Raw genomic sequence first — 22,542 nt, 5'->3', positions numbered from 1 at the left:
CCGGCGCGTGCCTGCGGATAATCTCCCTAGCGGTCGAAATGCTGGACGACGAAAGGCGAAACCATGACGGTGCGACGGTTGATCATCGGTGTGGGCGCCGTGCTGCTGCTGGCCGGAATCATCGGACTGCTGGCGCCAGTGTCGGTCTCCGACAGCAACGGCCATTCGGTCGGCTGCGGAAACGCCGTGGCGACCGACCTTTCCGCGGCCAGAAGCGCCAACAACAGCAATGGGTCCAATATCCCCATTCTCAACCAGATCATCCCCCACACCGATTACGTCGCGCAGTGCCAATCGTCGGTTGGCAGCAGGCGCGCGTGGGCGATACCGCTGGCCGTGCTCGGGGTCATCGCGATCGGCGCGACGTTGTTGACGGGACGTCGTGGGGCGGCAGCACCTGGCGTTTAGTTCGCCTCAGATCACCCGGATGCGCGCGGCGTTGCGCAGCCCCTGCGGCGCGACACGCGAAAGCCCGTACAGCGCATAGGCTTCCGGCGCCACCGGACGAATCGGTTTCTTCTTCTGGACCGACGACAGGATCGCGTTGGCGACCTTGTCGGGGCCGTAGCGCCGCAGCGCGAACATCTTGCCCAGTTGGCCGCGCCGGCCGTCGACGGCGTCGGCCTGCTTGCCGGCGGGCGCGTCGAACCTCGTGGTGTTGATGATGTTGGTGTCGATGACCCCGGGGCAGATCGTGGTCAGGCCCACCCCGGCGGCGTCGAGTTCGGCGCGCAGGCAGTCCGAGAACATGTAGGTCGCCGCCTTCGACGTGCAGTACGCGCTCAGCGACTGCAGCGGCGCGTAGGCCGCCATCGACGACACGTTGACGATGTAGCCGCCTGTGCCGCGCTCGACCATCCGCCGCGCGAACGACCGGCACCCATTGACCACACCGCCCAGGTTGACGTCGAGCACCCGGTCGAACTGTTCGGCGGGGGTGTCCAGGAATCCACCCGCGTGCCCGATGCCGGCGTTGTTGACGACGATGTCGGGCACGCCGTGTTCGGCGCTGACCCGCTCGGCGAACGACTCCACCGCCTGCGCGTCGGACACGTCGAGCACATACGCGTGCGCGACGCCACCGCGGGTGGCGATCTCGGCTGCGGTGGCCTTGACGGCGGCTTCGTCGATGTCGCTGATCACCAGCTCGGCGCCTTCGCGGGCGAAGGCTAACGCGGTCTCGCGGCCGATTCCGCTGCCGGCTCCGGTGACCGACACCAGGGTGTCCCCGAACGAGCCGCGGGGACGCCCCACCTGCGCGCGCAGCAGCGCGCGGCTGGGCTGCCCGCCCTCGGCCTGGTCGGCGAACTCGCGCACCGCGGCCGCCATCACCTGAGGATGCGACATCGGCGAGAAGTGACCGGCCTGGATGTCGCGGCGCCACAGCCGCGGCACGAAGCGCGGCGTGTGGTCGTAGCCGTAGGGCCGCACGTACTTGTCCTTGGTGTTGACGATGAGTTGCACGGGCACGTCGATGACCGCGACGCCCTGCTTGCGACCGGAGAACGACCGAAAGTAGTTGGCGGGGTAGGTCTTCACCGATTGCGCGGCATCCCTGGCGAGTTTCTCGGAGTGGTGGATCTGCTCGACGGGGAGGTTGTCGACGGCGTTGCGCCGCAGCGCCGGCACCGACAGAGTCAGCCGCAGCAACAGCGGCGCGAGCACCGGGATCGAGAAGAAGATCATGTAGGTCAGCCGCAGCGCCTGGCTGATCGCCCGGATGAAGGTACGCGGCTTCCAGGGTGCGCGCAGGCCGCTGAAGATGTAATCGACCAGCTGGTCCTGAGCGGGGCCGGACACCGACGTGAACGTGGCGACCCGGTCACTGGCGCCCGGGCGCTTCAGGTAGTGCCATACCCCCACCGAGCCCCAGTCGTGGGCCAGCACGTGCACGGGCCGGCCCGGGCTCAGTTCGCCGGTCACCGCCGCGAAGTCGTCGGCGAAGCGGTCCATGCTGTAGGCCGACACCGGCTTGGGCACCGACGACATGCCGACACCGCGGTTGTCGTAGCGGATGATCCGGAATCGGTCGGCGAGCAGCGGCACGACCCCGTCCCACAGCACATGCGAATCGGGGAAGCCGTGCACCAGCACGACGGTCGGGCCCTCGGGGTTGCCCTCTTCGTACACCGCGATGCGGGCGCCGTCGGCGCTGTCGACGAAACGCTGCGGTAGTTGTTGTGTTGGCGGCATCTCCGACCTCCCCGCTCTGGCTGCAGTCGCCACACCGTAGCAAGCGTGATCGGTGTCACCCGCCCGACGCGGGGTATCTGCCCTGGATGTGTGCCGACGAGGGCGCAGTGACAGGATAGTTTGGATTGCGACTGCGCCTTCCGCAAGCGAGCTGATCGACCCGCCCGACCCACGAGCGATCGAGGAGTCAACAACGATGGCCTTCTCCGTCCAGATGCCGGCACTCGGTGAGAGCGTCACCGAGGGGACGGTCACCCGCTGGCTCAAGCAGGAAGGCGACACGGTCGAGCTCGACGAGCCGCTCGTCGAGGTGTCCACCGACAAGGTCGACACCGAAATCCCCTCGCCTGCCGCGGGTGTGCTGACCAAGATCGTCGCTCAGGAGGACGACACGGTCGAGGTGGGCGGCGAGCTCGCCGTCATCGGCGACGCCTCCGAGGGTGGCGCGGCGGGTGGCGACTCGCAGCCGGCCGCGCCGGCGCCCAGCGATCCGGAGCCGCAGGCGCAGCCCGAGCCCGAGCCCCAGCCGGAGCCGCAGCCCCAGGCCCAGCCGGCGTCCCCGCCCACCCAGCCAAGCTCCGGTGGCGGCGACGCGACTCCGGTGTTGATGCCCGAACTCGGCGAGTCGGTGACCGAGGGCACCGTGACCCGCTGGCTCAAGAAGGTCGGTGATTCGGTCCAGGTCGACGACGCCCTGGTGGAAGTGTCCACCGACAAGGTCGACACCGAGATCCCGTCACCGGTGGCGGGTGTCCTGATCAGCATCACCGCCGAGGAAGACGCCACCGTGCCGGTCGGTGGCGAGCTGGCGCGCGTCGGCGCCCGTTCCGACGCCGCCGCGCCCGCGGCACCTGCCGCTCCTGCGCCCCCGCCCGCGCCGGCTCCCGAACCCAAGCCGCAACCGGCGCCCCAGCCCCAGGCGCAGCCCAAGCCCGAACCCACGCCTGCCCCTGCGCCGCAGCCCAAGCCCGCGCCGGAGCCGAAAGCCCAACCGGCGCAGCCCCAACCGGCGGCCCAGCCGGCGAGCTCCGGGACCGACGGCACTCCGTATGTGACGCCGCTGGTGCGAAAACTGGCCGCCGAAAACAACATCGACCTCAACTCGGTCACGGGCACCGGGGTGGGCGGCCGCATCCGCAAGCAAGACGTGCTGGCCGCCGCCCAACAGAAGCAACAGGCCACCCAGGCGCCCGCGGCCGCGCCGGCCCCTGCGGCCGCCGCCCCCAAGGCCGCCGCGGCGCCCGCGCCGGCTCCGGCGCTGGCGCACCTGCGCGGCACCACCCAGAAGGCCAGCCGGATCCGGCAGATCACCGCGAACAAAACGCGGGAATCCCTGCAGGCGACAGCCCAACTCACCCAGACCCACGAGGTCGACATGACCAGGCTGGTCGGGTTGCGGGCCAGGGCCAAGGCGGCTTTCGCCGAGCGCGAGGGGGTGAATCTGACCTTCCTGCCGTTCATCGCCCGAGCCGTGATCGACGCGCTGAAGGTCCACCCCAACGTCAACGCGAGCTACAACGAGGCCACCAAGGAGATCACCTACTACGACGCCGAGCACCTCGGCTTCGCGGTCGACACCGAACAGGGCCTGCTCTCCCCCGTCGTGCACAACGCGGGCGACCTGTCCCTGGCCGGGCTGGCCAGGGCGATCGCCGACATCGCCGCGCGTGCCCGGTCGGGCGACCTGAAGCCCGACGAGCTGTCCGGCGGCACCTTCACCATCACCAACATCGGTAGCCAGGGCGCGCTGTTCGACACCCCGATCCTGGTTCCGCCGCAGGCCGCCATGCTGGGCACCGGCGCGATCGTCAAGCGCCCGCGGGTGATCGTCGACGAGTTCGGCAACGAATCGATCGGCGTCCGCTCGATCTGCTACCTCCCCCTGACCTATGACCACCGACTCATCGACGGCGCAGACGCCGGCCGGTTCCTGACCACCATCAAGCACCGGCTCGAAGAGGGAGCCTTCGAGGCCGACCTCGGCCTATAAGAAGGACAAGCGAAACGTGGCTCGCGCTGGTCAGAACGCCGTCATCGCGATTGCGGGTTCGTCCGGCCTGATCGGCTCCGCCCTCACCGCCGCCCTGCGCGCCGCCGATCACCGGGTGTTGCGCATCGTGCGCCGGGCCCCGGCGAACGCCGACGAGCTGCACTGGGATCCCGAGACCGGTGACCTCGATCCCGATACGCTCGGCGACGTCGACGCCGTCGTCAACCTGTGCGGTGTCAACATCAGCAGGCGGCGCTGGTCGGGCGCGTTCAAGCAGAGTCTGCGCGACAGCCGCATCACTCCCACCGAAGTATTGGCGCGTGCGGTCGCCGACGCTGGTGTCGCGGCGATGGTCAACGCCAGCGCGGTGGGCTTCTACGGCAACACCAAGGACCGCGTTGTCGATGAAAATGACCGTGCGGGAACGGGTTTCCTGGCCAGGCTGTGCGAGGACTGGGAAGCCGCCACGCTGCCCGCCCAGTACGGCGGCGCCCGGGTGGTGCTGGCCCGCACCGGGCTGGTGTTCTCCTCCGCCGGTGGCGCGTTGGGCCGGTTGCGGCCGTTGTTTCGCGCCGGGCTGGGCGCCCGGCTGGGCAGCGGGCGGCAGTACATGTCGTGGATCACGCTCGAAGACGAAGTGCGTGCGCTGTTGTTCGCCATTTTCGAGCCCGAGCTGACCGGCCCGGTGAACATGACCGGGCCCGCTCCGGTCACCAACGCCGAGTTCACCACCGCGTTCGGGCGGGCGGTCAACCGCCCAACCCCGTTGATGGTGCCCGGTTTTGCGATCCGGGCCGCGCTGGGCGAGTTCGCCGACGAGGGCCTGCTGATGGGGCAGCGCGCCATCCCGTCCGCGCTGGAGCGTGCCGGTTTCGCCTTCCACCACAACACCATTGGCGAGGCGCTCGCCTACGCGACCGCCCGGCGCGACCACGACTAGCTCCGCGCTTGCGTGCATTCCGCGCGCCGAGCTGGGGACACGCCAGCGTGACGCCGCGGGACCAGCGTGGCACCAGCGTGACGCGCATCGCAGCCGCCGCAGGGGTAGCGTCGCGAACGTGATCGATTCCATCCGGTCCAGCCAGGCCTTGATCGATGTCCGCCACTTGGGCACGGTCGACTACCGCGTGGCCTGGCAGCAGCAGCGCGATCTGGCCGAGGCCCGGGTGGCCGGCGGCAGCGACACACTGCTGCTGCTGGAGCATCCCGCGGTCTACACCGCGGGGCGGCGCACCGAGCCGCACGAGAGGCCGGTCGACGGCACGCCCGTCGTCGACACCGACCGTGGCGGCAAGATCACCTGGCACGGTCCCGGCCAGTTGGTCGGGTATCCGATCATCGGGCTGGCCGAACCGCTCGACGTGGTCGACTACGTGCGGCGCCTGGAAGAGGCGCTGATCAAGGTCTGCGCCGACCTCGGCCTGGACGCTGGCCGGGTTCCCGGGCGGTCCGGGGTGTGGGTGCCGGGCGACGAGGGCCGGCCCGACCGCAAAGTGGCCGCCATCGGCGTCCGGGTGTCGCGCGCGACGACCCTGCACGGGTTCGCGCTCAACTGCGACTGCGATCTGAAGGCGTTCCGCGCCATCGTGCCGTGCGGCATCAGCGACGCCGGGGTGACGTCACTGTCGGCCGAGCTGCGCCGCCCGGTGTCGGTCGACGATGTCCAGACGGCGGTCGGCGACGCCGTCTGTGACGCCCTGGACGGGGTGCTGCCGGTCCGTGACCACCTCGCCGCGCGCGTAGCATCAGCGATGTGACTGTCGCACCGGAGGGACGCAAGCTTTTGCGCCTGGAGGTGCGCAACGCCGAGACCCCCATCGAGCGCAAACCGCCGTGGATCAGGGTGCGGGCCCGGATGGGGCCGGAGTACACCCAGCTCAAGAGCCTGGTCCGGCACGAAGGGCTGCACACGGTGTGCGAGGAGGCCGGCTGCCCCAACATCTTCGAATGCTGGGAGGACCGGGAGGCCACCTTCCTGATCGGCGGTGATCAGTGCACCCGCCGCTGCGACTTCTGCCAGATCGACACCGGAAAGCCCGCGCAGCTGGATCGCGACGAGCCCCGGCGGGTCGCCGACAGCGTGCGCACGATGGGCCTGCGCTACGCCACCGTCACCGGGGTGGCCCGCGACGACCTGCCCGACGGCGGGGCCTGGTTGTACGCCGAGACCGTGCGCGCCATCAAGGAACTCAACCCGTCGACCGGCGTCGAGCTGTTGATCCCCGACTTCAACGGCGAGCCCACCCGGCTCGCCGAGGTGTTCGAGTCGCGCCCGGAAGTGTTGGCGCACAACGTCGAAACGGTGCCACGCATCTTCAAACGGATCCGGCCGGCTTTCACCTACCGGCGCAGCCTCGACGTGCTGACCGCGGCGCGCGGCTTCGGCCTGGTCACCAAGAGCAACCTCATCCTCGGTATGGGCGAGACCCCACAAGAGGTGCACACCGCGCTTGCCGACCTGCACGACGCCGGCTGCGACATCATCACCATCACCCAGTACCTGCGCCCGTCGGCCCGTCACCACCCCGTGGAGCGCTGGGTGAAGCCGGAGGAATTCGTCGAGTTCGCGCACTACGCCGAGGAGTTGGGCTTCGCCGGGGTGCTGGCCGGGCCGCTGGTCCGCTCGTCCTACCGCGCGGGACGGCTCTACGAGCAAGCCGCCCGCAGCCGCGCCGACGACGCCGCGGCACGGTAGCGGCGTCGGCCGGTCTCGGCCCTACGTATTCTTTGACTATGGCTAAACCCCGCAATGCCGCTGAGAACAAGGCCGCCCGGGCGGAGGCGCAGGCTGCCCGCAAGGCCGCCGCGCGGGAGCGCCGCACCCAGCTGTGGCAGGCGTTCAAGATTCAGCGCCAAGAGGACAAGCGCCTCCTGCCCTACATGATCGGCGCCTTCCTGCTGATCGTCGGTATCTCGGTCGGGGTCGGTATCTGGGCCGGCGGGCTGACGATGATCACCCTGATCCCGCTCGGCGTGGTGCTGGGCGGCCTGGTCGCCTTCATCGTGTTCGGCCGCCGCGCCCAGAAATCGGTCTACCGCAAAGCCGAAGGCCAAACCGGGGCTGCCGCATGGGCTTTGGATAACTTGCGGGGCAAGTGGCGGGTGACCCCGGGGGTGGCCGCGACCGGCCACTTAGACGCCGTTCACCGGGTGATCGGCCGGCCCGGCGTCATCCTGGTCGGCGAGGGAGCCGCCACGCGGGTTCGACCGCTGCTGGCGCAGGAGAAGAAGCGCACCGCCCGGCTGATCGGGGACGTGCCGATCTACGACATCATCGTCGGCAACGGGCAGGACGAGGTGCCGCTGGCCAAGCTGGAGCGCCACCTCACCCGGCTGCCGGCCAACATCACCGTCAAGCAGATGGACACGCTTGAGTCGCGGTTGACCGCGCTCGGGTCGCGGGCCGGCGCCGCCGTCCTGCCCAAGGGGCCGCTGCCCAACTCGGGCAAGATGCGCGGCGTACAGCGCACGGTCCGCCGCAAGTAGTTCGGCGCCATCAGGTCAGCGCCGATCGTAAGCGCGGCGAAGCCGGGCGCAACGGGTCGGCGCCATCAGGTCAGCGCCGCACCACGGCCGTCGCGGTCAGCCGGTCCTGCATTCCGCGGCCGTCGAAGTCGGTGAACAACGCAGGCACCACGGTCCCGACCAGCACGCCGCGCACCACGGCCCGGCCCAGGCCAACCGACCCGCGCCCGTCGACCGTCACGACCTGCAGCCGTAGCGCCAGCTGCCCAGGGGTGAACCCGAACAGTCGCAGAAAGACCACGCCCAGCACGAACCAGATCACCAGGACGGCGGTGGCCAGCGCCGGTTGGGAGAACCAGCCGAGCCGCATGGCCAGCGCGGCCAAACCGTAGGAAATCAGCCAGTCGATCATCAACGCGCCCAACCGCCGCCCCATCGGCGCCAGGGAGCCCGGTCCGCTCTGCGGAAATCCGAGCTTTTCCCCGGGGTATGCGGATCGCGATTCCGCCATCATCGGCGCGGACCGGAGTCCGAATGACTGGCCGAAACGGCATGGTAAGCAGGGCTGGCGGTGCGCCAGGACACCGGAAAAGATACGATCTTGCGATCCATGGCCCCACAATAGAACCCGCGCCGAAGTGGCCACTTCTAGCGTGTGGCATGGTCACGTAACGTGCGCGCAACATCGGGTTGACTGACGGGCAACATCTGCTCCATAGCGTCAGGCCGCGGATCTCACCAAGTAAAGGAGCACTCTGTGACGGAAACGACGCCCGACGACGTCTTCAAGCTCGCCAAGGACGAAAACGTCGAATTTGTCGACGTCCGGTTCTGTGACCTGCCCGGCATCATGCAGCATTTCACAATCCCGATTTCGTTCTTCGACGAGAGCGTTTTTGAGGACGGCCTGGCCTTCGATGGCTCGTCGATTCGCGGATTCCAGTCCATTCACGAATCCGACATGCTGCTCCTCCCCGATCCCGCGACGGCGCAGATCGACTTGTTCCGCGAAGCCAAGACGCTGAACCTCAACTTCTTCGTGCACGACCCGTTCACGCTCGAGCCGTACTCGCGCGACCCGCGCAACATCGCCCGCAAGGCCGAGAACTACCTGATCAGCACCGGAGTGGCCGACACCGCCTACTTCGGCGCCGAGGCGGAGTTCTACATCTTCGACTCGGTGAGCTTCGACTCGCGCACCAACGGCTCGTTCTACGAGATCGACGCGATCGCGGGCTGGTGGAACACCGGCTCGCCGAATGAGCTGGACGGCAGCCCGAACCGGGGCTACAAGGTGCGCCCGAAGGGTGGCTACTTCCCCGTCGCCCCGGTCGACCACTACGTCGACCTCCGCGACAAGATGCTGTCCAACCTGATCACGGCCGGCTTCAGCCTGGAGAAGGGCCACCACGAGGTAGGCACCGGCGGCCAGGCCGAGATCAACTACAAGTTCAACACGCTGCTGCACGCGGCCGACGACATGATGCTCTACAAGTATATCGTCAAGAACACGGCCTGGCAGAACGGCAAGACCGTCACGTTCATGCCCAAGCCGCTGTTCGGCGACAACGGCTCCGGCATGCACACCCACCAGTCGCTGTGGAAGGACGGCAGCCCGCTGATGTACGACGAGACCGGGTATGCCGGCCTGTCGGACACCGCCCGCCACTACATCGGCGGCCTGCTGCACCACGCGCCGTCGCTGCTGGCGTTCACCAACCCCACCGTGAACTCTTACAAGCGTCTGGTGCCGGGCTACGAGGCGCCGATCAACCTGGTCTACAGCCAGCGCAACCGGTCGGCGTGTGTCCGCATCCCGATCACCGGCACCAACCCGAAGGCCAAGCGGCTCGAGTTCCGTTGCCCCGACTCGTCGGGCAACCCGTACCTGGCGTTCTCGGCCATGCTGATGGCCGGCCTGGACGGCATCAAGAACAAGATCGAGCCGCAGGCCCCAGTCGACAAGGACCTCTACGAGCTGCCACCCGAGGAGGCTGCCAACATTCCGCAGGCGCCCACGCAGCTGTCCGCGGTAATCGACCGGCTGGAAGAAGACCACGAATACCTCACCGAGGGCGGCGTGTTCACGCCCGACCTCATCGAGACGTGGATCAACTTCAAGCGCGAGAACGAAATCCTGCCGGTCCAGATCCGGCCGCACCCTTACGAATTCGCGCTGTACTACGACGTGTAAGCCGGCTGACGGCTACGAGCCGGAACGCTCTGAGTCGTAGCGCCGCAGTAGTTCCGAATGGGTCCATCCGCTTCGCGATCACCGCACCGATCGCCGAGCGGGTGGACTCATCGGCATGCTGCGAGTGCGGCCGGTGGTCTGTCGGTGCAATCCGGCGCCGCTGTGGTGTATGTCAGAGAAGCGTTGACGACGTTCTGTACTGCCGGGCCAGTTCCGCTGCGCACCAATAGATTTCGGGGCCAGCGGCAAGTCGGGTGCGAAGCCGTGACTGTTCCCGAAGCCGTTGCGCGGGCGCATCGGCAGCCCCCCGAGCCGTTTAGAAGTTATTGCAGGTATCGAAGCTTCGCTGCAGAACTCCGATGTATGGCTGGCTATCCGGATCGCTCACTATCTGCTGGGCCAATTGCCTCCGTTGGCTGGGCGACCCAGCGATGAATTGACGCAAACCCGCCTGCGCATCTGGCGAATTGTTGAAAATCGCGGCGAGCGTTGGGTCTTGCGCGTTCAAGGCAGCGACGAGCTGGTCATACGTGCAGGTGGTGTTGACGGCGGGACTCAAGTCGGGGTCTGCAGACGCGACCCCGGCCCCAGCGGTGAACGCCAGCGTCAAACCACCAACTGCAATGCCGAGTCTGGTCAATGACAGTTTGGTCATGTGTGAACTCCTTCCCTGACCGCGCAGACTTTAACGCAACCCGACGACCAGGGAGGCGATATCCGAATCTCAGCCGGCAGGGGCGCTCGCCGGAGTCGAGGGCCCGGGCGATTTGGTGAGAACTGCCCGCGCCCTGCCGGCAGCAAATCTCGACGTCGGTCGTCAGGTCGACGACGAACCGGCGAAAATCGTCATTCAGCCGTCAATCAGCCGACTGGCGCGACGTAGACGGGAGCGGGGGCGAGGTCGATCATTATGCAGCCCGTCGACCCCAACATCACACCGGTCAGCATTGCGGCCAATGCGACAACTTTCAGCATCTTCTTGGTGCTCTTCGTCCTCATCGATCACACCTTTCTTCCAGCCACATCGTCCGGGCACCTGAGTACCGCGACCATTGAATGCTAACGCTGCCATTGGGCGTGTGTGCAATATTGGGCGAAACGCTGGAGGGCCGCTTGTTGACGGCTCGAAGTACGCGCCTATGCCGCCGGCGTTCGAGTACGACATTTGGGCTACCGGAGAGCGCCCCGGTATCCGCCACCGGCCCACCTGACGGGCGGGTCGGAGAACCCCTACGCCTTCGCGACTTCTCGGACAGGGGTGAAGCGCGTCAGCTCGTAGCGTTCGTCGAGCAGCGCATCCGCCGCGTCTATCGACGGCAACGGACCGCCGTGTTCTCGAGCCGCACGGCGCAGTGCCGCCACGGATCGCAGTTCGGCGTCGATAATCCTGATATCACGCGCCATTGCGTGTGTTTACCCGCCGACCGCGTTGTTAATCGCATTTGTTGAGTCCGCAACGGCAATGGCCGTCAAGCTATTGTTTCGTCGCGACGAACCAGCCGCAGCAGCGCATCTTTTTCAGGGTGCAGGGGGCCCACAGTGCCGTTGTCCTTGACTAGTTGCTCGGCGACCACGCACATCTGCGTGCACGTTTCGCGTGAGATGCTGCGAAGCACTTTCATCGCTTGTTCGGCGTCGAGATCGAACCGGTTCATGATGACGTCGAGGGCTTGCTCGATGAGCTCAGCGGGCGAGAGCTGACTCGCATTGGAATGGTCGGTCATCATGCTTTTCCAATCTGGCCGAAGCCGCCCGGTCATGAGCAAAGCCGGCTTCGGCCTATGGCCCAATTATGCTCCGATTTTTCGTGCCGTGAGCGGGCCGACCCGGGGTCCCCGCGACAATAGCCAGGCCCCTGCGCCACTTTTCATGTCGCGCCGCTAGCCGTCGAGTGCCAGATCCTTGCGGAAGCGTTGCATGCCATCGATCTTGTCGTCCAGGCTGGCGTGCGGCCCGGCGTAGAACATCCACGGCATCGTGATGATGCCGGTGATGCCCGCATCCTCGACCCGCTGATAGTCGGCGGTGGTGAACGCGTCGGTCAGCGGCGTCAGGATGGTGAAATCGTCCATGGCCAAACCGTTTTCGGCGCGCATCTCCCGCAGCCTCCCGACCGCGTCGATGGCCTGCTCGGACTTGATCAAATCGCCGATCCAGCCGTCGTTGCGGGCCGCACGCCGCAGCGCGATGTCGGACAGGCCGCCGACATAGACCGGAATTGGTGGCGGCGTCGGCTGCATTTCGAGCCGCGGTGCCCGATAGAACTGGCCCTCGAACTCCGTCCAGCCCGGCGCCCACAGCGCCCGCATCAGCTCGATGATCTCGTCGGTGCGCTTGCCACGAGCCTCGAATTGCTCGCCCATCAAGGCGAATTCCTCACGGCACCACCCCACGCCGATACCCAGCTCCACCCGGCCGGACGCCAAAACCGCCGCGGTGCCAATGGCTTTCGCCGCCGAGTACGGGTTGCGCATCGCGGGGATATAGACGGTGTTGACGAACCGCAACCTCGTGGTGACCTGCGCCAGCGCACCGACGAGGACCCAGGGATCGGGCCAGTCGGTGAAGGGCTGCCAGCGCCGCTGGCCGTCTTTGGTGTACGGGTACGGCGTGTCCAGGGTCTCCAGATTGACGACGTGGTCGGGGATACCGATCCCGTCATAGCCCAGCTCGTCGGCGGCCTTGGCAAGCTCGATGATCTCGCGGGTGTTCAGGAAGGCGCTGCTGATGTAGAACTTCACTGCGTCTCCTGCGCCCAGGCCGGCTCGATGAAGACGCCCTCGGCCTCGACCGTGACGCCGGCGGCATCCGAAATGGTGCCGCGCGCAAAGACTTTGCGGCCCTCCTTGCCGTCGACCCACGCCTCGCAGCGAAGCGGGCCCAGCGGGGTGCCGCGCAGATACTTCACCGTGATGGTTCCGGTGAAACGCGCCTTCGACAGCCCCTCGCTGGCCGCCTCGCCGAGCATGTGGTCGAGCACCAGGGCGCTGACGCCACCGTGCACCAGTTTGGGCGGGCCCTCGTAGGCCGAACCGAGGGTGAATTCGCTCCAGCAGCGGCCTTCGCCTTCGTGCTGCACGACGATCGGCGGGGCGATGGGGTTGCAGACGCCGATAGCTGCGTTGCCCAACGGCAGCGGGCGTCCGTTGACGCGATAGCTCACCCCGAGCGGGCGGGTGCGCTGCCGCAACGATGCGGTGACGGCCTCGATCGCTTTCCTGGCCTCGGCGACAACCTCGTCGTCCGCCTCGGTCCGGATGGTGGCGTCGACGAGCTCGCGGACCGCACCGGCCAGCGGAGCATACAGCGCGGTCACCCGCTCGGCCTCCGCCGCGCTGAGCACCTCGAATATGGCGTCCAACGCGCCGGCCTCCTGACTCAACTTCCAAACACCTTGCGCACCACCGCTTTTGCTCGTCGTGTCACCCGAAGATAGCTGTCCAGGAATTCGCCGCCCTCATCCGTCGGCCAGCCCGCGGCCACGGCGACCGCGTTGAGCTGGCGGCCGGGGCCGGGCAGCTGGTCGGTGGGCTTACCGCGGACCAGCACCAGCGCGTTGCGCGCCCGGGTCGCCGTCAGCCAGGCCTGCCTCAACAGCTCCACCTCGTCGGCGGGCACCAGGTCGGCCGCAGCGATCGCGTCGAGGCACTGCAAGGTCGAGGTGTTGTGCAGCGCCGGGATCTCGTGAGCGTGCCGCAATTGCAGCAGCTGCACGGTCCACTCGACGTCGGCCAGTCCCCCACGCCCCAGCTTGGTGTGGGTGTTGGGGTCCGCGCCGCGCGGCAACCGCTCGGAATCCACACGGGCCTTGATCCGCCGGATCTCCTGCATCGCTTCGCTGGACACCCCGTCCGACGGATACCGCGTCTTGTCGGCGATCAGCAGGAACCGCTGCCCCAACTCTGCGTCGCCGGCAACCGAGTGCGCCCGCAACAGCGCCTGAATCTCCCACGGCTGCGCCCACTGCTCGTAGTACGCGGCGTAGGAGGCCAGGGTGCGCACCAGCGGACCCTGGCGGCCCTCGGGCCGCAGGTTGGCGTCGACCTCCAGCGGCGGGTCGACGCTGGGCGTCCCCAGCAGCGCCCGCACCTGCTCGGCGACACCCGTCGCCCAGCGCACCGCCACCGAATCCTCAACACCGGAGGCGGGTTCGCACACGAACATGACGTCGGCGTCGGATCCGTAACCCAACTCGGCGCCGCCCAGCCGGCCCATGCCGATGACCGCGATCGCGGCCGGCGCCTTCCCGTTCACGGGCAAATTGGCCCGGATCATCGCCTCCAGCGCCGCCTGCAGGACCGCCACCCAGACCGAGGTCAGCGCCGCGCACACGTCGGTGACCTCGAGCATGCCGAGCAGGTCGGCGGATGCGATGCGGGCCAACTCGCGGCGCCGCAGCGTGCGCGCCCCGGCGATCGCCCGCACCGGGTCGGAGTAACGGCCGGCCGATGCGACCAGCGCGCGGGCCACCGCGGCGGGCTCGGTCTCGAGCAGCCTCGGGCCGGACGGCCCGTCGCTGTAATCCTGAATGACCCGCGGCGCTCGCATCAGCAGGTCCGGCACGTACGCCGAGGTCCCCAGCACTTGCATGAGCCGGCGGGCCACCGCGGGCTTGTCGCGCAGCGTGGCCAGATACCAGCTTTCGCCGGACAGCGCCTCGGACAGCCGCCGGTACGCCAGCAGCCCGCCATCGGGATCGGGCGAGTACGACATCCAGTTCAGCAACCGGGGCAGTAGTACCGACTGCACGCGGCCGCGCCGCCCGCTGTGGTTGACCAGGGCCGACATGTGCTTCAGCGCGGTCTGCGGGCCCTCGTAACCCAGCGCCGCCAGTTGGCGCTCGGCGGCTTCGGAGGTCATGCCGCGGGCGATGTCCAGCCCGGCCGGGCCGATGGACTCCAGGAGCGGCTGATAGAAGAGCTTGGCGTGCAGCTGGGAAACCCGCAGGTTCTGGTGTCGCAATTCCTCGCGCAGCACCCCGGCCGCGTCGTGGCGCCCGTCCGGCCGGATGTGGGCGGCCCGCGCCAGCCAGCGCACCGCCTCCTCGTCGTCGGCCTCGGGCAGCAAGTGGGTGCGCTTGAGCCGCTGCAGCTGCAACCGGTGCTCGAGGAGCCGAAGGAACTCGTAGGAGGCGGTGAGGTTGGCCGCGTCCTCGCGTCCGATGTAGCCGCCCTGGCCCAGCGCGGCCAGCGCGTCCACCGTCGACGCCACGTGCAGCGAGTCGTCGCCGCGGCCGTGCACCAGCTGCAGGAGCTGCACGGCGAATTCCACGTCGCGCAATCCGCCGCTGCCGAGCTTGATCTCGCGGCCGCGGACCTCGGCGGGCACCAGTTGTTCGACCCGGCGGCGCATGGCCTGCACCTCGACCACGAAGTCCTCACGCTCGCAGGCGACCCAGACCATCGGCATCAGCGCGTCCAAATAGCGCCGCCCGAGCTCCGCGTCGCCCACCGCCGCACGGGCTTTCAGCAGCGCCTGGAACTCCCAGGTCTTCGCCCACCGCTGGTAGTAGGCGATGTGCGACTCGACGGTGCGAACCAGTTCACCGCTGCGCCCCTCCGGCCGCAGCCCGGCGTCGACTTGGAAGAACGCCTCGGAGGCCAGCCGCATCATCTCGCTGGCCACCCGGGTGGTGACCGCGTCGGCCTGCTCGCCGACGAAGATGACGTCGACGTCGCTGACGTAATTCAGTTCTCGGGCACCGCATTTGCCCATCGCGATGACCGCCAGCCGTGGCGGCGTCCGGTCGCCGCACACGCTGTTCTCGGCCACCCGCAGCGCGGCGGCCAGCGCGGCATCGGCCAGGTCCGACAGGTGGGCCGCCACCACGGTGAACGGGACCACCGGTTCGTCCTCGACCGTCGCGGCCAAATCCAGCGCCGCCAGTATCAGCAGTTGGTCGCGGTACAGCGTGCGCAGGCGCACCATCGCCGAGCCCGGCGCCGCCAGCGATTCGTCGACGCACTCGGTGAACATGGCGCACAGCTGGTCGTGGGTGGGGAGTTTGACGTTGCCGCGCAAGAGCTTCCAGGAGCCAGCCTGGGCGATCAGGTGATCACCAAGGGCCAGCGACGAGCCGAGCACGCCGAACAGCCGGCCGCGCAGCGGGCGCTCGGCGAGCAACGCGGCATTGAGCTGATCCCATCCGGCATCGGGGTTCTCCGACAACCGGACCAGGGCGAGCAGCGCGGCGTCGGGGTCCGCCGCCCGCGACAGCGACCAGAGCAGATCGACGTGGGCCTGATCGTCGTGCTCGTACCAACCCAGCTGCGCCATGCGTTCGGCCGCTTGCGGATCGACCAACCCGAGCCGGCCGACGCTGGGCAGCCTGGGGCGCTGCGTCGCGGGTTTGGTCACGACCACGACCGTAGCGCAACCAGCCGATCTTCAGCCTGATCGGCGCCCGATACGGGCTACAGCGAGAGGTACGTCCTCAGTTCGTACGGGGTGACGTGGCTGCGATAGTTGGCCCACTCCGTGCGCTTATTGCGCAGGAAGAAGTCAAATACGTGCTCCCCCAAGGTTTCCGCGACCAGCTCGGAGGACTCCATGGCGCGAAGCGCGCTGTCCAGGCTGGTCGGCAGCTCGCGATAGCCCATCGCGATGCGTTCCTCGGCGGTCAAGTCCCACACGTTGTCCTCGGCCTGCGGGCCAAGCACGTAGCCCTTCTCCACCCCGCGCAGTCCGGCGGCCAGCAGCACGGCGAAGGCCAGGTACGGATTGCACGCGGAGTCGGGGCTGCGCACCTCGACGCGCCGCGACGACGTCTTGTGGGGCGTGTACATGGGCACCCGCACCAGCGCGGACCGGTTGGCCGCACCCCACGATGCGGCGGTCGGCGCCTCGCCGCCCCCAACCAATCGCTTGTACGAGTTGACCCATTGGTTGGTGACCGCGCTGATCTCCGAGGCGTGCTCGAGGATCCCGGCGATGAAGGACTTACCGACATCCGAGAGCTGCAGCGGGTCGTCGGGGCTGTGGAACGCGTTGACGTCACCCTCGAACAGGCTCATGTGGGTGTGCATCGCCGAGCCGGGATGCTGCCCGAACGGCTTGGGCATGAAGGTCGCGCGGGCGCCGTTCTCGATCGCGACCTCCTTGATGACGTAGCGGAACGTCATCACATTGTCGGCCATCGACAGGGCGTCGGCGAACCGCAGGTCGATCTCCTGCTGGCCGGGCGCGCCCTCGTGGTGGCTGAATTCCACCGAGATGCCCATGAATTCCAAGGCTTCGATCGCGTGGCGGCGGAAGTTCGACGCGGAGTCGTGAACGGCCTGATCGAAGTAGCCGGCGTTGTCGACGGGATCCGGCGGCGTCCCGTCGTCCGGGCCCGGCTTGAGCAGGAAGAATTCGATCTCCGGGTGGACGTAGCAGGAAAAGCCCAGGTCGTTGGCCTTCTGCAGCTGCCGGCGCAGCACGTGCCGCGGATCGGCCCACGACGGCGATCCGTCCGGCATGGTGATGTCGCAGAACATCCGCGCCGAGTGGTGGTGGCCGCTGGGCGAGGCCCACGGCAGCACCTGGAAGGTGGACGGGTCGGGGTTGGCCACGGTGTCGGATTCCGAGACCCGCGAGAAGCCCTCGATCGAGGATCCGTCGAAGCCGATGCCCTCTTCGAAGGCGCCTTCGAGCTCGGCTGGGGCGATGGCGACCGACTTGAGGAAACCGAGCACATCGGTGAACCACAGCCGAACGAAGCGGATGTCCCGTTCCTCGAGGGTGCGGAGGACGAATTCCTTCTGTCGATCCATATCCCGAACAGTATGCAACTGCTGTTAATTCTGTGTTACCGGATCAGTACGGATGTGCTGTGACCTGGCCTCCAGGTCGGACTCGAGCCGCTCTTGCGGACCGACCGCCCGTCTACGGGCGCTCCTCGATGACGCACTGAACGATCCCGTTGGCGAGCTGAGGGTTGAATCCCTTGTGGGAAACCTTTTGGGCTTCAGCAGCCGGTGTGACACCGGAGTTGAGATCCTGCTTGATTTCGCCGATGAGCTGCAAGTTCTGCGGGTCGGCTTCCCCGATCGGTTCCGTAATCTTGCCCACGCAGCGGCGGTAACCACTGAAATCAGCGTGAGCAGACGCGCCCATCAGCACAGCCGGGGCGATCAACAGGACGGCGACGGCTAGCCCGGCCGTGACAGCGAGATAGATGAAACGCATGGTCAGGGGAATACCCAGCCCTCACCCCGGATAATCAGCAAACGATTCGACGCCGATCGCGCGGTCCGGCGGTCGTCAGGGCTGGCAGCGGTAGGAGGCCGGCGGCGGCGTTCCGGCGACCAAATACCGGACGACGGCGTCGTCCACGCATTGGTGGCCGTTGAAAACCGCGGTGTGCTGCGTGCCGTCATAGGTGATCAGCGGCCCACCGAGTTGGTGGGCCAGGTTCACGCCGGCCTGATACGGCGTTGCCGGATCATGCGTGGTGGAGACGACGACGACCTTGCCGGGCGCCATCGGCGGCGCGGCGTGCGGCGCCGACGTGGGCGGCACCGGCCACAGCGCGCAGACATCGCGGGGAGCGTTGCCGGTGAACTGCCCGTAGCTCAGGAACGGCGCGGCCTGGCGGATGCGCTGATCGGCACTCACCCAGCTGGCCTGGTCCGTCGGGTTCGGCGCGTCGACGCAGCGGATCGCGTTGAATGCGTCCTGGTCGTTGGAGTAGTGCCCGTCTTTGTCGCGGCCGTCGTAGTCGTCGGCGAGCAGCAGCAGGTCGCCCGCGTCGGTGCCGCGGGCCAGGCCGAGCAGGCCGCTGGTCAGGTATTTCCAGTGCGCGGGCGTGTAAAGGGCGTTGATGGTGCCGGTGGTCGCGTCGGCATAGCTCAGGCCGCGCGGGTCCGCGGTGCGACCGGGCTTGGTCGCCAGCGGGTTGACCAGCGCGTGGTACCGGTTGACGAATTGGGCCGGGTCGGTGCCCAGCGGGCAGCCCGGTGAGCGGGCGCAGTCGGCGGCGTAGTCATTGAACGCGGTTTGGAATCCCGCCATTTGGTTGACGTTCTCGTCGATCGGCCCGACGGTCGGGTCGATGGCGCCGTCGAGCACCATCGTGCGCACGTGGTTGCTGAACTTCTCCAGGTAGGCGGTGCCCAGCTCGGTGCCGTAGCTGTAGCCCAGGTAGTTGATCTGGTCGTCGCCCAGCGTTTGGCGGACGGCATCCATGTCGCGGGCGACCGAGGCGGTGCCGGCGTTGGCCAGAAACGCAGCCCCCATCCGGTCGACGCATTGCTGGGCCAGCTGGCGGTAGAGCTGCTCGATGTGCGCCACGCCGCCCGGGCTGTAGTCGACCATCGGCTCACGCCGGTACGCGTCGAATTCGGCGTCGGTGCGGCAGCGCAGCGAGGGGGTCGAATGGCCCACGCCGCGCGGATCGAAGCCGACCAGGTCGAAATTGCGCCTGATTGAAGAGTCCTCGAGGTTCGGGGCCATCGAGGACACCATGTCGACCGCCGAGCCGCCGGGACCGCCGGGATTGACCAGAAGGGATCCGATCCGTTGTCCCGTCGCGGGTATCCGGATCACCGCCAGCTTGGCCTGCGCGCCGGCGGGGTTGCTGTAGTCGATCGGTACCGACACGGTGGTGCACTGCGCGGTGGGGATATCGCTTGTGTCACCGACGAATTGGCTGCAGCTGCCCCACCCTTGCGGCACCGCGGCCGACGGCGGATTCGGGGTCGGCGTCTGCCCGGCGCCCGGTTCCGGCGTGGCGCCGGCAGGGGGCGACACGACGACGCACGGACCGCTGACGATCAGCAAGGAGAACAGCGCCGAGCTCAACGATCTCAGGCGCGACATGGCTGTCATCGTTGCAGGCCCGGGTACCCGTGGCAGCGCGAAACGGTTACGCCTTGGTCTCGGCTGCCGGCGTCGCCGAGCGTGCACTGACGGCGAGAAATCGGCGAAAAGCTCGCCGTGAGTGCACGTTCGGCGCCAGCCGCCTGCCTAACACTTGGCGCCGTCGGGCGGAATGGAACCGCCGACCAGATACGCCGTCACGTAGTTGTCGATGCAGCCGTCGCCCTGGAAGACGACGGTGTGTTGGGTGCCGTCGTAGGTGAGCAGCGAGCTGCGCAGCTCGTTGGCCAGATCGACGCCGGCCTTGTACGGGGTGGCCGGATCGTGGGTCGTGGACACGACCACCGTGGGCGCCAGGCCGGGCGCGGAAATGGTGTGCGGCTTGCTGGTCGGCGGCACCGGCCAGAATGCGCAGGTGCCCAGCGGTGCGTTGCCGGTGAACTGCCCGTAGCTCATGAACGGTGCGACCTCGCGGGAGCGGCGGTCTTCGTCAATCACCTTGGCGCGGTCGGTGATCGGCGGCTGGTCGACGCAGTTGACCGCGACCCGCGCGTCGGTCGCGTTGGTGTAGTGGCCGTGCGAGTCGCGGCGCATGTACATGTCGGCCAGGGCGAGCAGGGTGTCGCCGTGGTGGTCGACGAGCTCGGAAAGACCGTCGGTCAGGTGATGCCACAGGTTCGGCGAATACAGGGCCATGATGGTGCCGATGATCGCGTCGCTGTAGCCCAGGCCGCGGGGATCGTTCGTCGGGACGGGCCGGCCCACCATGGGGTTGTTCGGGTCGACCAGAGGGTCGACCAGACTGTGGTAGACGTCCACCGCCTTGGCCGGGTCGGTGCCCAGCGGGCAGGTCGGCTGCTTCGCGCAGTCGGCGGCGTAGTTGTTGAAGGCGTCCTGGAATCCCTTGGCCTGACGAAGGTCGGCTTCGATCTGATCGGCGTTGGGGTCGACGGCTCCGTCCAGGATCATGGCCCGCACGTTGTGCGGGAAGGCTTCCGCGTAGGCCGAGCCGATCCGGGTGCCATAGGAGTAGCCGAGGTAGGTGAGCTTTTCGTCACCGAGCGCCGCGCGGATGGCGTCGAGATCCCGTGCGACGTTGACGGTGCCGACATTGGCCAGAAAATCCTTACCCATCTTGTCGACGCAGCGACTCACGAACTGCTTCGTTTCGTCCTCCATGTGGGCGACCCCGGCCGGGCTGTAGTCGACGTTGGGCTCCGTGCGCAGCCGATCGTTGTCGGCGTCGGAGTTGCACCAGACCGCCGGCCGCGACGACCCCACCCCGCGGGGGTCGAAGCCGACGAGGTCGAATCGCTCGCGAACCTTCTTCGGCAACGACTGGACGACGCCCAGCGCCGCCTCGATGCCGGACTCGCCCGGCCCGCCGGGGTTGATCACCAGCGAGCCGATCTTGTCTCCGGTCGCGGGGAAACGAATCATGGCCAGCGTTGCCACGTCGCCGTCGAGGTGGTCGTAGTCGACCGGCACGGCCAGTTTGCCGCACAACGCGCCGGCGGGGAGTTTGACCTTGGGGTTCGCGGTGCGGCATGGCGTCCACTCGACGGCCTGGCCCAGCTTCGGCCCGGACATGACGGCGCGTCCCACCACGACGCGGACACAGCCCGCCAGAAGCAGCGCGACGGCAGCCATCGACGTCCAGATCAGCAGCGTGCGCGCGATATCGCCGCGGCGAGACAGCCCCATGCCAACCTATGCTGCCAGAGGAAACCTGAGATCATGATTAGCGGCACCCGCCGCCCGGTCACCCCGCGAGCGAGCAACTCCTCCCTCCCCCGCAACCGGCGCGCATGGTATGTCTCACACCGCCGCGACGGTGCGACCGCGTAAAAGAAATGGCAGAATCAGAGGGTCAAACGAACCCGGGGACCTTCAAAGGCCTCGAGGATCGAACCGACCACCCTTAGGGACAATGATGTCTGAGCACAACGTTTACGGTGCCAACTCGCCCGCGCAGCCCGAAAAGGCGAGACCCAAGATCCGCACCCATCACCTGCAGAAGATGAAGGCCGAAGGCCACAAGTGGGCCATGCTCACGGCCTACGACTATTCGACCGCCCGCATTTTCGACGAGGCGGGCATCCCGGTCCTGCTGGTCGGCGACTCCGCGGCCAACGTGGTCTACGGCTACGACACCACCGTGCCCGTGTCGATCGACGAGTTGATTCCGCTGGTGCGCGGCGTGGTGCGGGGTGCCCCGCACGCGCTCGTCGTCGCCGACCTGCCGTTCGGCAGCTACGAGGCCGGGCCCGCCGCGGCCCTGGCCGCCGCCACCCGGTTCATGAAGGAGGGCGGCGCGCACGCGGTCAAGCTGGAGGGCGGCGAGCGGGTGGCCGAGCAGATCGCTTGCCTGACCGCCGCCGGCATCCCGGTGATGGCGCACGTCGGGTTCACCCCGCAGAGCGTCAACAGCCTCGGCGGGTTCCGGGTGCAGGGACGCGGTGACGCGGCGGAGCAGACGGTGCACGACGCGATCGCCGTCGCCGAGGCCGGCGCGTTCTCCGTCGTCATGGAGATGGTGCCGGCCGAGCTGGCCACCCAGATCACGGGCAAGCTGACCATCCCGACCATCGGGATCGGCGCCGGACCGAACTGCGATGGCCAGGTGCTGGTTTGGCAGGACATGGCCGGTATGAGCGGCGGCAAAGCGGCCCGCTTCGTCAAGCGGTTCGCGGACATCGGTGGGGAATTGCGCCGCGCGGCAACGCAATATGCCCAAGAGGTGGCCGCCGGGGTGTTCCCCGCCGACGAGCACTGCTTTTAGATCCACCCCTGGCGCGTCAACGCGCTAGTTTGCACGCTCCTGGCTGCGATTCACGGTCAGCGCCTGGTTGACCACGTTATTGCCGTCGCAACCAAACCGCTGAAAAGCGTTGCGGTA

Annotated in this window: 21 protein-coding genes; 8 read left to right on the top strand and 13 right to left on the bottom strand. The window is 67.9% G+C overall.

Going from position 1 to position 22,542, the window contains the following annotated elements:
* Window positions 1-63: 63 nt before the first annotated feature.
* Window positions 64-408: an aminopeptidase gene (locus AC5Y4T_RS04610; protein WP_499915918.1), complete on the top strand. Its 345-nt coding sequence runs from the start codon at window positions 64-66 to the stop codon at window positions 406-408.
* Window positions 409-414: 6 nt separating this feature from the next.
* On the opposite strand, the gene AC5Y4T_RS04605 is transcribed toward AC5Y4T_RS04610, so the two are convergent.
* Window positions 415-2,193 (bottom strand): SDR family oxidoreductase, encoded by a 1,779-nt coding sequence (locus AC5Y4T_RS04605; RefSeq protein ID WP_499952299.1) that lies wholly within the window; start codon window positions 2,191-2,193, stop codon window positions 415-417.
* 196 nt (window positions 2,194-2,389) lie between these two features.
* Between AC5Y4T_RS04605 and sucB the strand changes: the two genes are divergently transcribed.
* The 5 genes from sucB (at window position 2,390) to AC5Y4T_RS04580 (ending at window position 7,669) form a co-directional block, all read left to right on the top strand.
* Window positions 2,390-4,183 (top strand): 2-oxoglutarate dehydrogenase, E2 component, dihydrolipoamide succinyltransferase, encoded by a 1,794-nt coding sequence (gene sucB / locus AC5Y4T_RS04600; protein ID WP_499915914.1) that lies wholly within the window; start codon window positions 2,390-2,392, stop codon window positions 4,181-4,183.
* Window positions 4,184-4,199: 16 nt separating this feature from the next.
* Window positions 4,200-5,123, top strand: a complete 924-nt coding sequence (locus tag AC5Y4T_RS04595; RefSeq protein WP_499915913.1) for a TIGR01777 family oxidoreductase — start codon at window positions 4,200-4,202, stop codon at window positions 5,121-5,123.
* Window positions 5,124-5,241: 118 nt separating this feature from the next.
* Window positions 5,242-5,940 (top strand): lipoyl(octanoyl) transferase LipB, encoded by a 699-nt coding sequence (lipB, locus tag AC5Y4T_RS04590; protein ID WP_499915911.1) that lies wholly within the window; start codon window positions 5,242-5,244, stop codon window positions 5,938-5,940.
* Window positions 5,937-6,878: a lipoyl synthase gene (lipA, locus tag AC5Y4T_RS04585; RefSeq protein ID WP_499915909.1), complete on the top strand. Its 942-nt coding sequence runs from the start codon at window positions 5,937-5,939 to the stop codon at window positions 6,876-6,878. Before lipB ends, lipA begins: the two co-directional genes overlap by 4 nt.
* A 38-nt stretch (window positions 6,879-6,916) precedes the next feature.
* Window positions 6,917-7,669, top strand: coding sequence for a DUF4191 domain-containing protein (locus AC5Y4T_RS04580; RefSeq protein ID WP_499915907.1), 753 nt, complete (start codon window positions 6,917-6,919; stop codon window positions 7,667-7,669).
* 70 nt (window positions 7,670-7,739) lie between these two features.
* Here AC5Y4T_RS04580 and AC5Y4T_RS04575 read toward each other — a convergent pair whose 3' ends face one another.
* On the bottom strand, window positions 7,740-8,162 hold the full coding sequence (locus tag AC5Y4T_RS04575; RefSeq protein WP_067349554.1) for an RDD family protein: 423 nt from the start codon (window positions 8,160-8,162) through the stop codon (window positions 7,740-7,742).
* Between the two features lie 243 nt (window positions 8,163-8,405).
* Here AC5Y4T_RS04575 and glnA (AC5Y4T_RS04570) point away from each other — a divergent pair, with 243 nt between their 5' ends.
* Window positions 8,406-9,842 carry a type I glutamate--ammonia ligase gene (gene glnA / locus AC5Y4T_RS04570; protein ID WP_499915905.1) on the top strand — a complete coding sequence of 479 codons (1,437 nt, stop codon included), beginning with the start codon at window positions 8,406-8,408 and terminating at the stop codon, window positions 9,840-9,842.
* A gap of 316 nt (window positions 9,843-10,158) precedes the next feature.
* Here glnA (AC5Y4T_RS04570) and AC5Y4T_RS04565 read toward each other — a convergent pair whose 3' ends face one another.
* From AC5Y4T_RS04565 to AC5Y4T_RS04515, 11 genes are all read right to left on the bottom strand, one after another.
* Window positions 10,159-10,497 carry a hemophore-related protein gene (locus AC5Y4T_RS04565; RefSeq protein ID WP_499915903.1) on the bottom strand — a complete coding sequence of 113 codons (339 nt, stop codon included), beginning with the start codon at window positions 10,495-10,497 and terminating at the stop codon, window positions 10,159-10,161.
* A 206-nt stretch (window positions 10,498-10,703) separates the two neighbouring features.
* A complete protein-coding gene (locus AC5Y4T_RS04560; RefSeq protein ID WP_499952298.1) occupies window positions 10,704-10,841 on the bottom strand; it encodes a hypothetical protein in 138 nt (45 codons plus the stop codon).
* Between the two features lie 231 nt (window positions 10,842-11,072).
* A complete protein-coding gene (locus AC5Y4T_RS04555) occupies window positions 11,073-11,246 on the bottom strand; it encodes a hypothetical protein (protein WP_499915899.1) in 174 nt (57 codons plus the stop codon).
* Window positions 11,247-11,311: 65 nt separating this feature from the next.
* Window positions 11,312-11,569, bottom strand: coding sequence for an ANTAR domain-containing protein (locus AC5Y4T_RS04550; RefSeq protein ID WP_499952297.1), 258 nt, complete (start codon window positions 11,567-11,569; stop codon window positions 11,312-11,314).
* Window positions 11,570-11,722: 153 nt separating this feature from the next.
* Window positions 11,723-12,583 carry a TIGR03619 family F420-dependent LLM class oxidoreductase gene (locus AC5Y4T_RS04545; protein WP_499915895.1) on the bottom strand — a complete coding sequence of 287 codons (861 nt, stop codon included), beginning with the start codon at window positions 12,581-12,583 and terminating at the stop codon, window positions 11,723-11,725.
* Window positions 12,580-13,224: a PaaI family thioesterase gene (locus tag AC5Y4T_RS04540; protein ID WP_499950643.1), complete on the bottom strand. Its 645-nt coding sequence runs from the start codon at window positions 13,222-13,224 to the stop codon at window positions 12,580-12,582. Before AC5Y4T_RS04540 ends, AC5Y4T_RS04545 begins: the two co-directional genes overlap by 4 nt.
* Window positions 13,221-16,205 (bottom strand): bifunctional [glutamine synthetase] adenylyltransferase/[glutamine synthetase]-adenylyl-L-tyrosine phosphorylase, encoded by a 2,985-nt coding sequence (locus tag AC5Y4T_RS04535; RefSeq protein WP_499952296.1) that lies wholly within the window; start codon window positions 16,203-16,205, stop codon window positions 13,221-13,223. Before AC5Y4T_RS04535 ends, AC5Y4T_RS04540 begins: the two co-directional genes overlap by 4 nt.
* Window positions 16,206-16,255: 50 nt before the next feature.
* Window positions 16,256-17,596 carry a type I glutamate--ammonia ligase gene (gene glnA, locus AC5Y4T_RS04530; protein ID WP_499915889.1) on the bottom strand — a complete coding sequence of 447 codons (1,341 nt, stop codon included), beginning with the start codon at window positions 17,594-17,596 and terminating at the stop codon, window positions 16,256-16,258.
* 112 nt (window positions 17,597-17,708) lie between these two features.
* Complete coding sequence (locus tag AC5Y4T_RS04525; RefSeq protein WP_499915887.1) at window positions 17,709-18,011, bottom strand: hypothetical protein; 303 nt, start codon at window positions 18,009-18,011, stop codon at window positions 17,709-17,711.
* Window positions 18,012-18,086: 75 nt separating this feature from the next.
* Complete coding sequence (locus AC5Y4T_RS04520; RefSeq protein ID WP_499952295.1) at window positions 18,087-19,652, bottom strand: alpha/beta hydrolase; 1,566 nt, start codon at window positions 19,650-19,652, stop codon at window positions 18,087-18,089.
* A gap of 138 nt (window positions 19,653-19,790) precedes the next feature.
* Window positions 19,791-21,347 (bottom strand): alpha/beta hydrolase, encoded by a 1,557-nt coding sequence (locus AC5Y4T_RS04515; RefSeq protein WP_499952294.1) that lies wholly within the window; start codon window positions 21,345-21,347, stop codon window positions 19,791-19,793.
* Window positions 21,348-21,576: 229 nt separating this feature from the next.
* Here AC5Y4T_RS04515 and panB point away from each other — a divergent pair, with 229 nt between their 5' ends.
* Complete coding sequence (gene panB, locus AC5Y4T_RS04510; protein WP_499952337.1) at window positions 21,577-22,425, top strand: 3-methyl-2-oxobutanoate hydroxymethyltransferase; 849 nt, start codon at window positions 21,577-21,579, stop codon at window positions 22,423-22,425.
* Window positions 22,426-22,542 lie beyond the last annotated feature (117 nt).

The sequence above is a fragment of the Mycobacterium sp. NGS11 genome, assembly GCF_059813315.1.
Note: the sequence above shows the minus strand (reverse complement) of the source record. Positions and strands in the feature narration are given on the sequence as shown.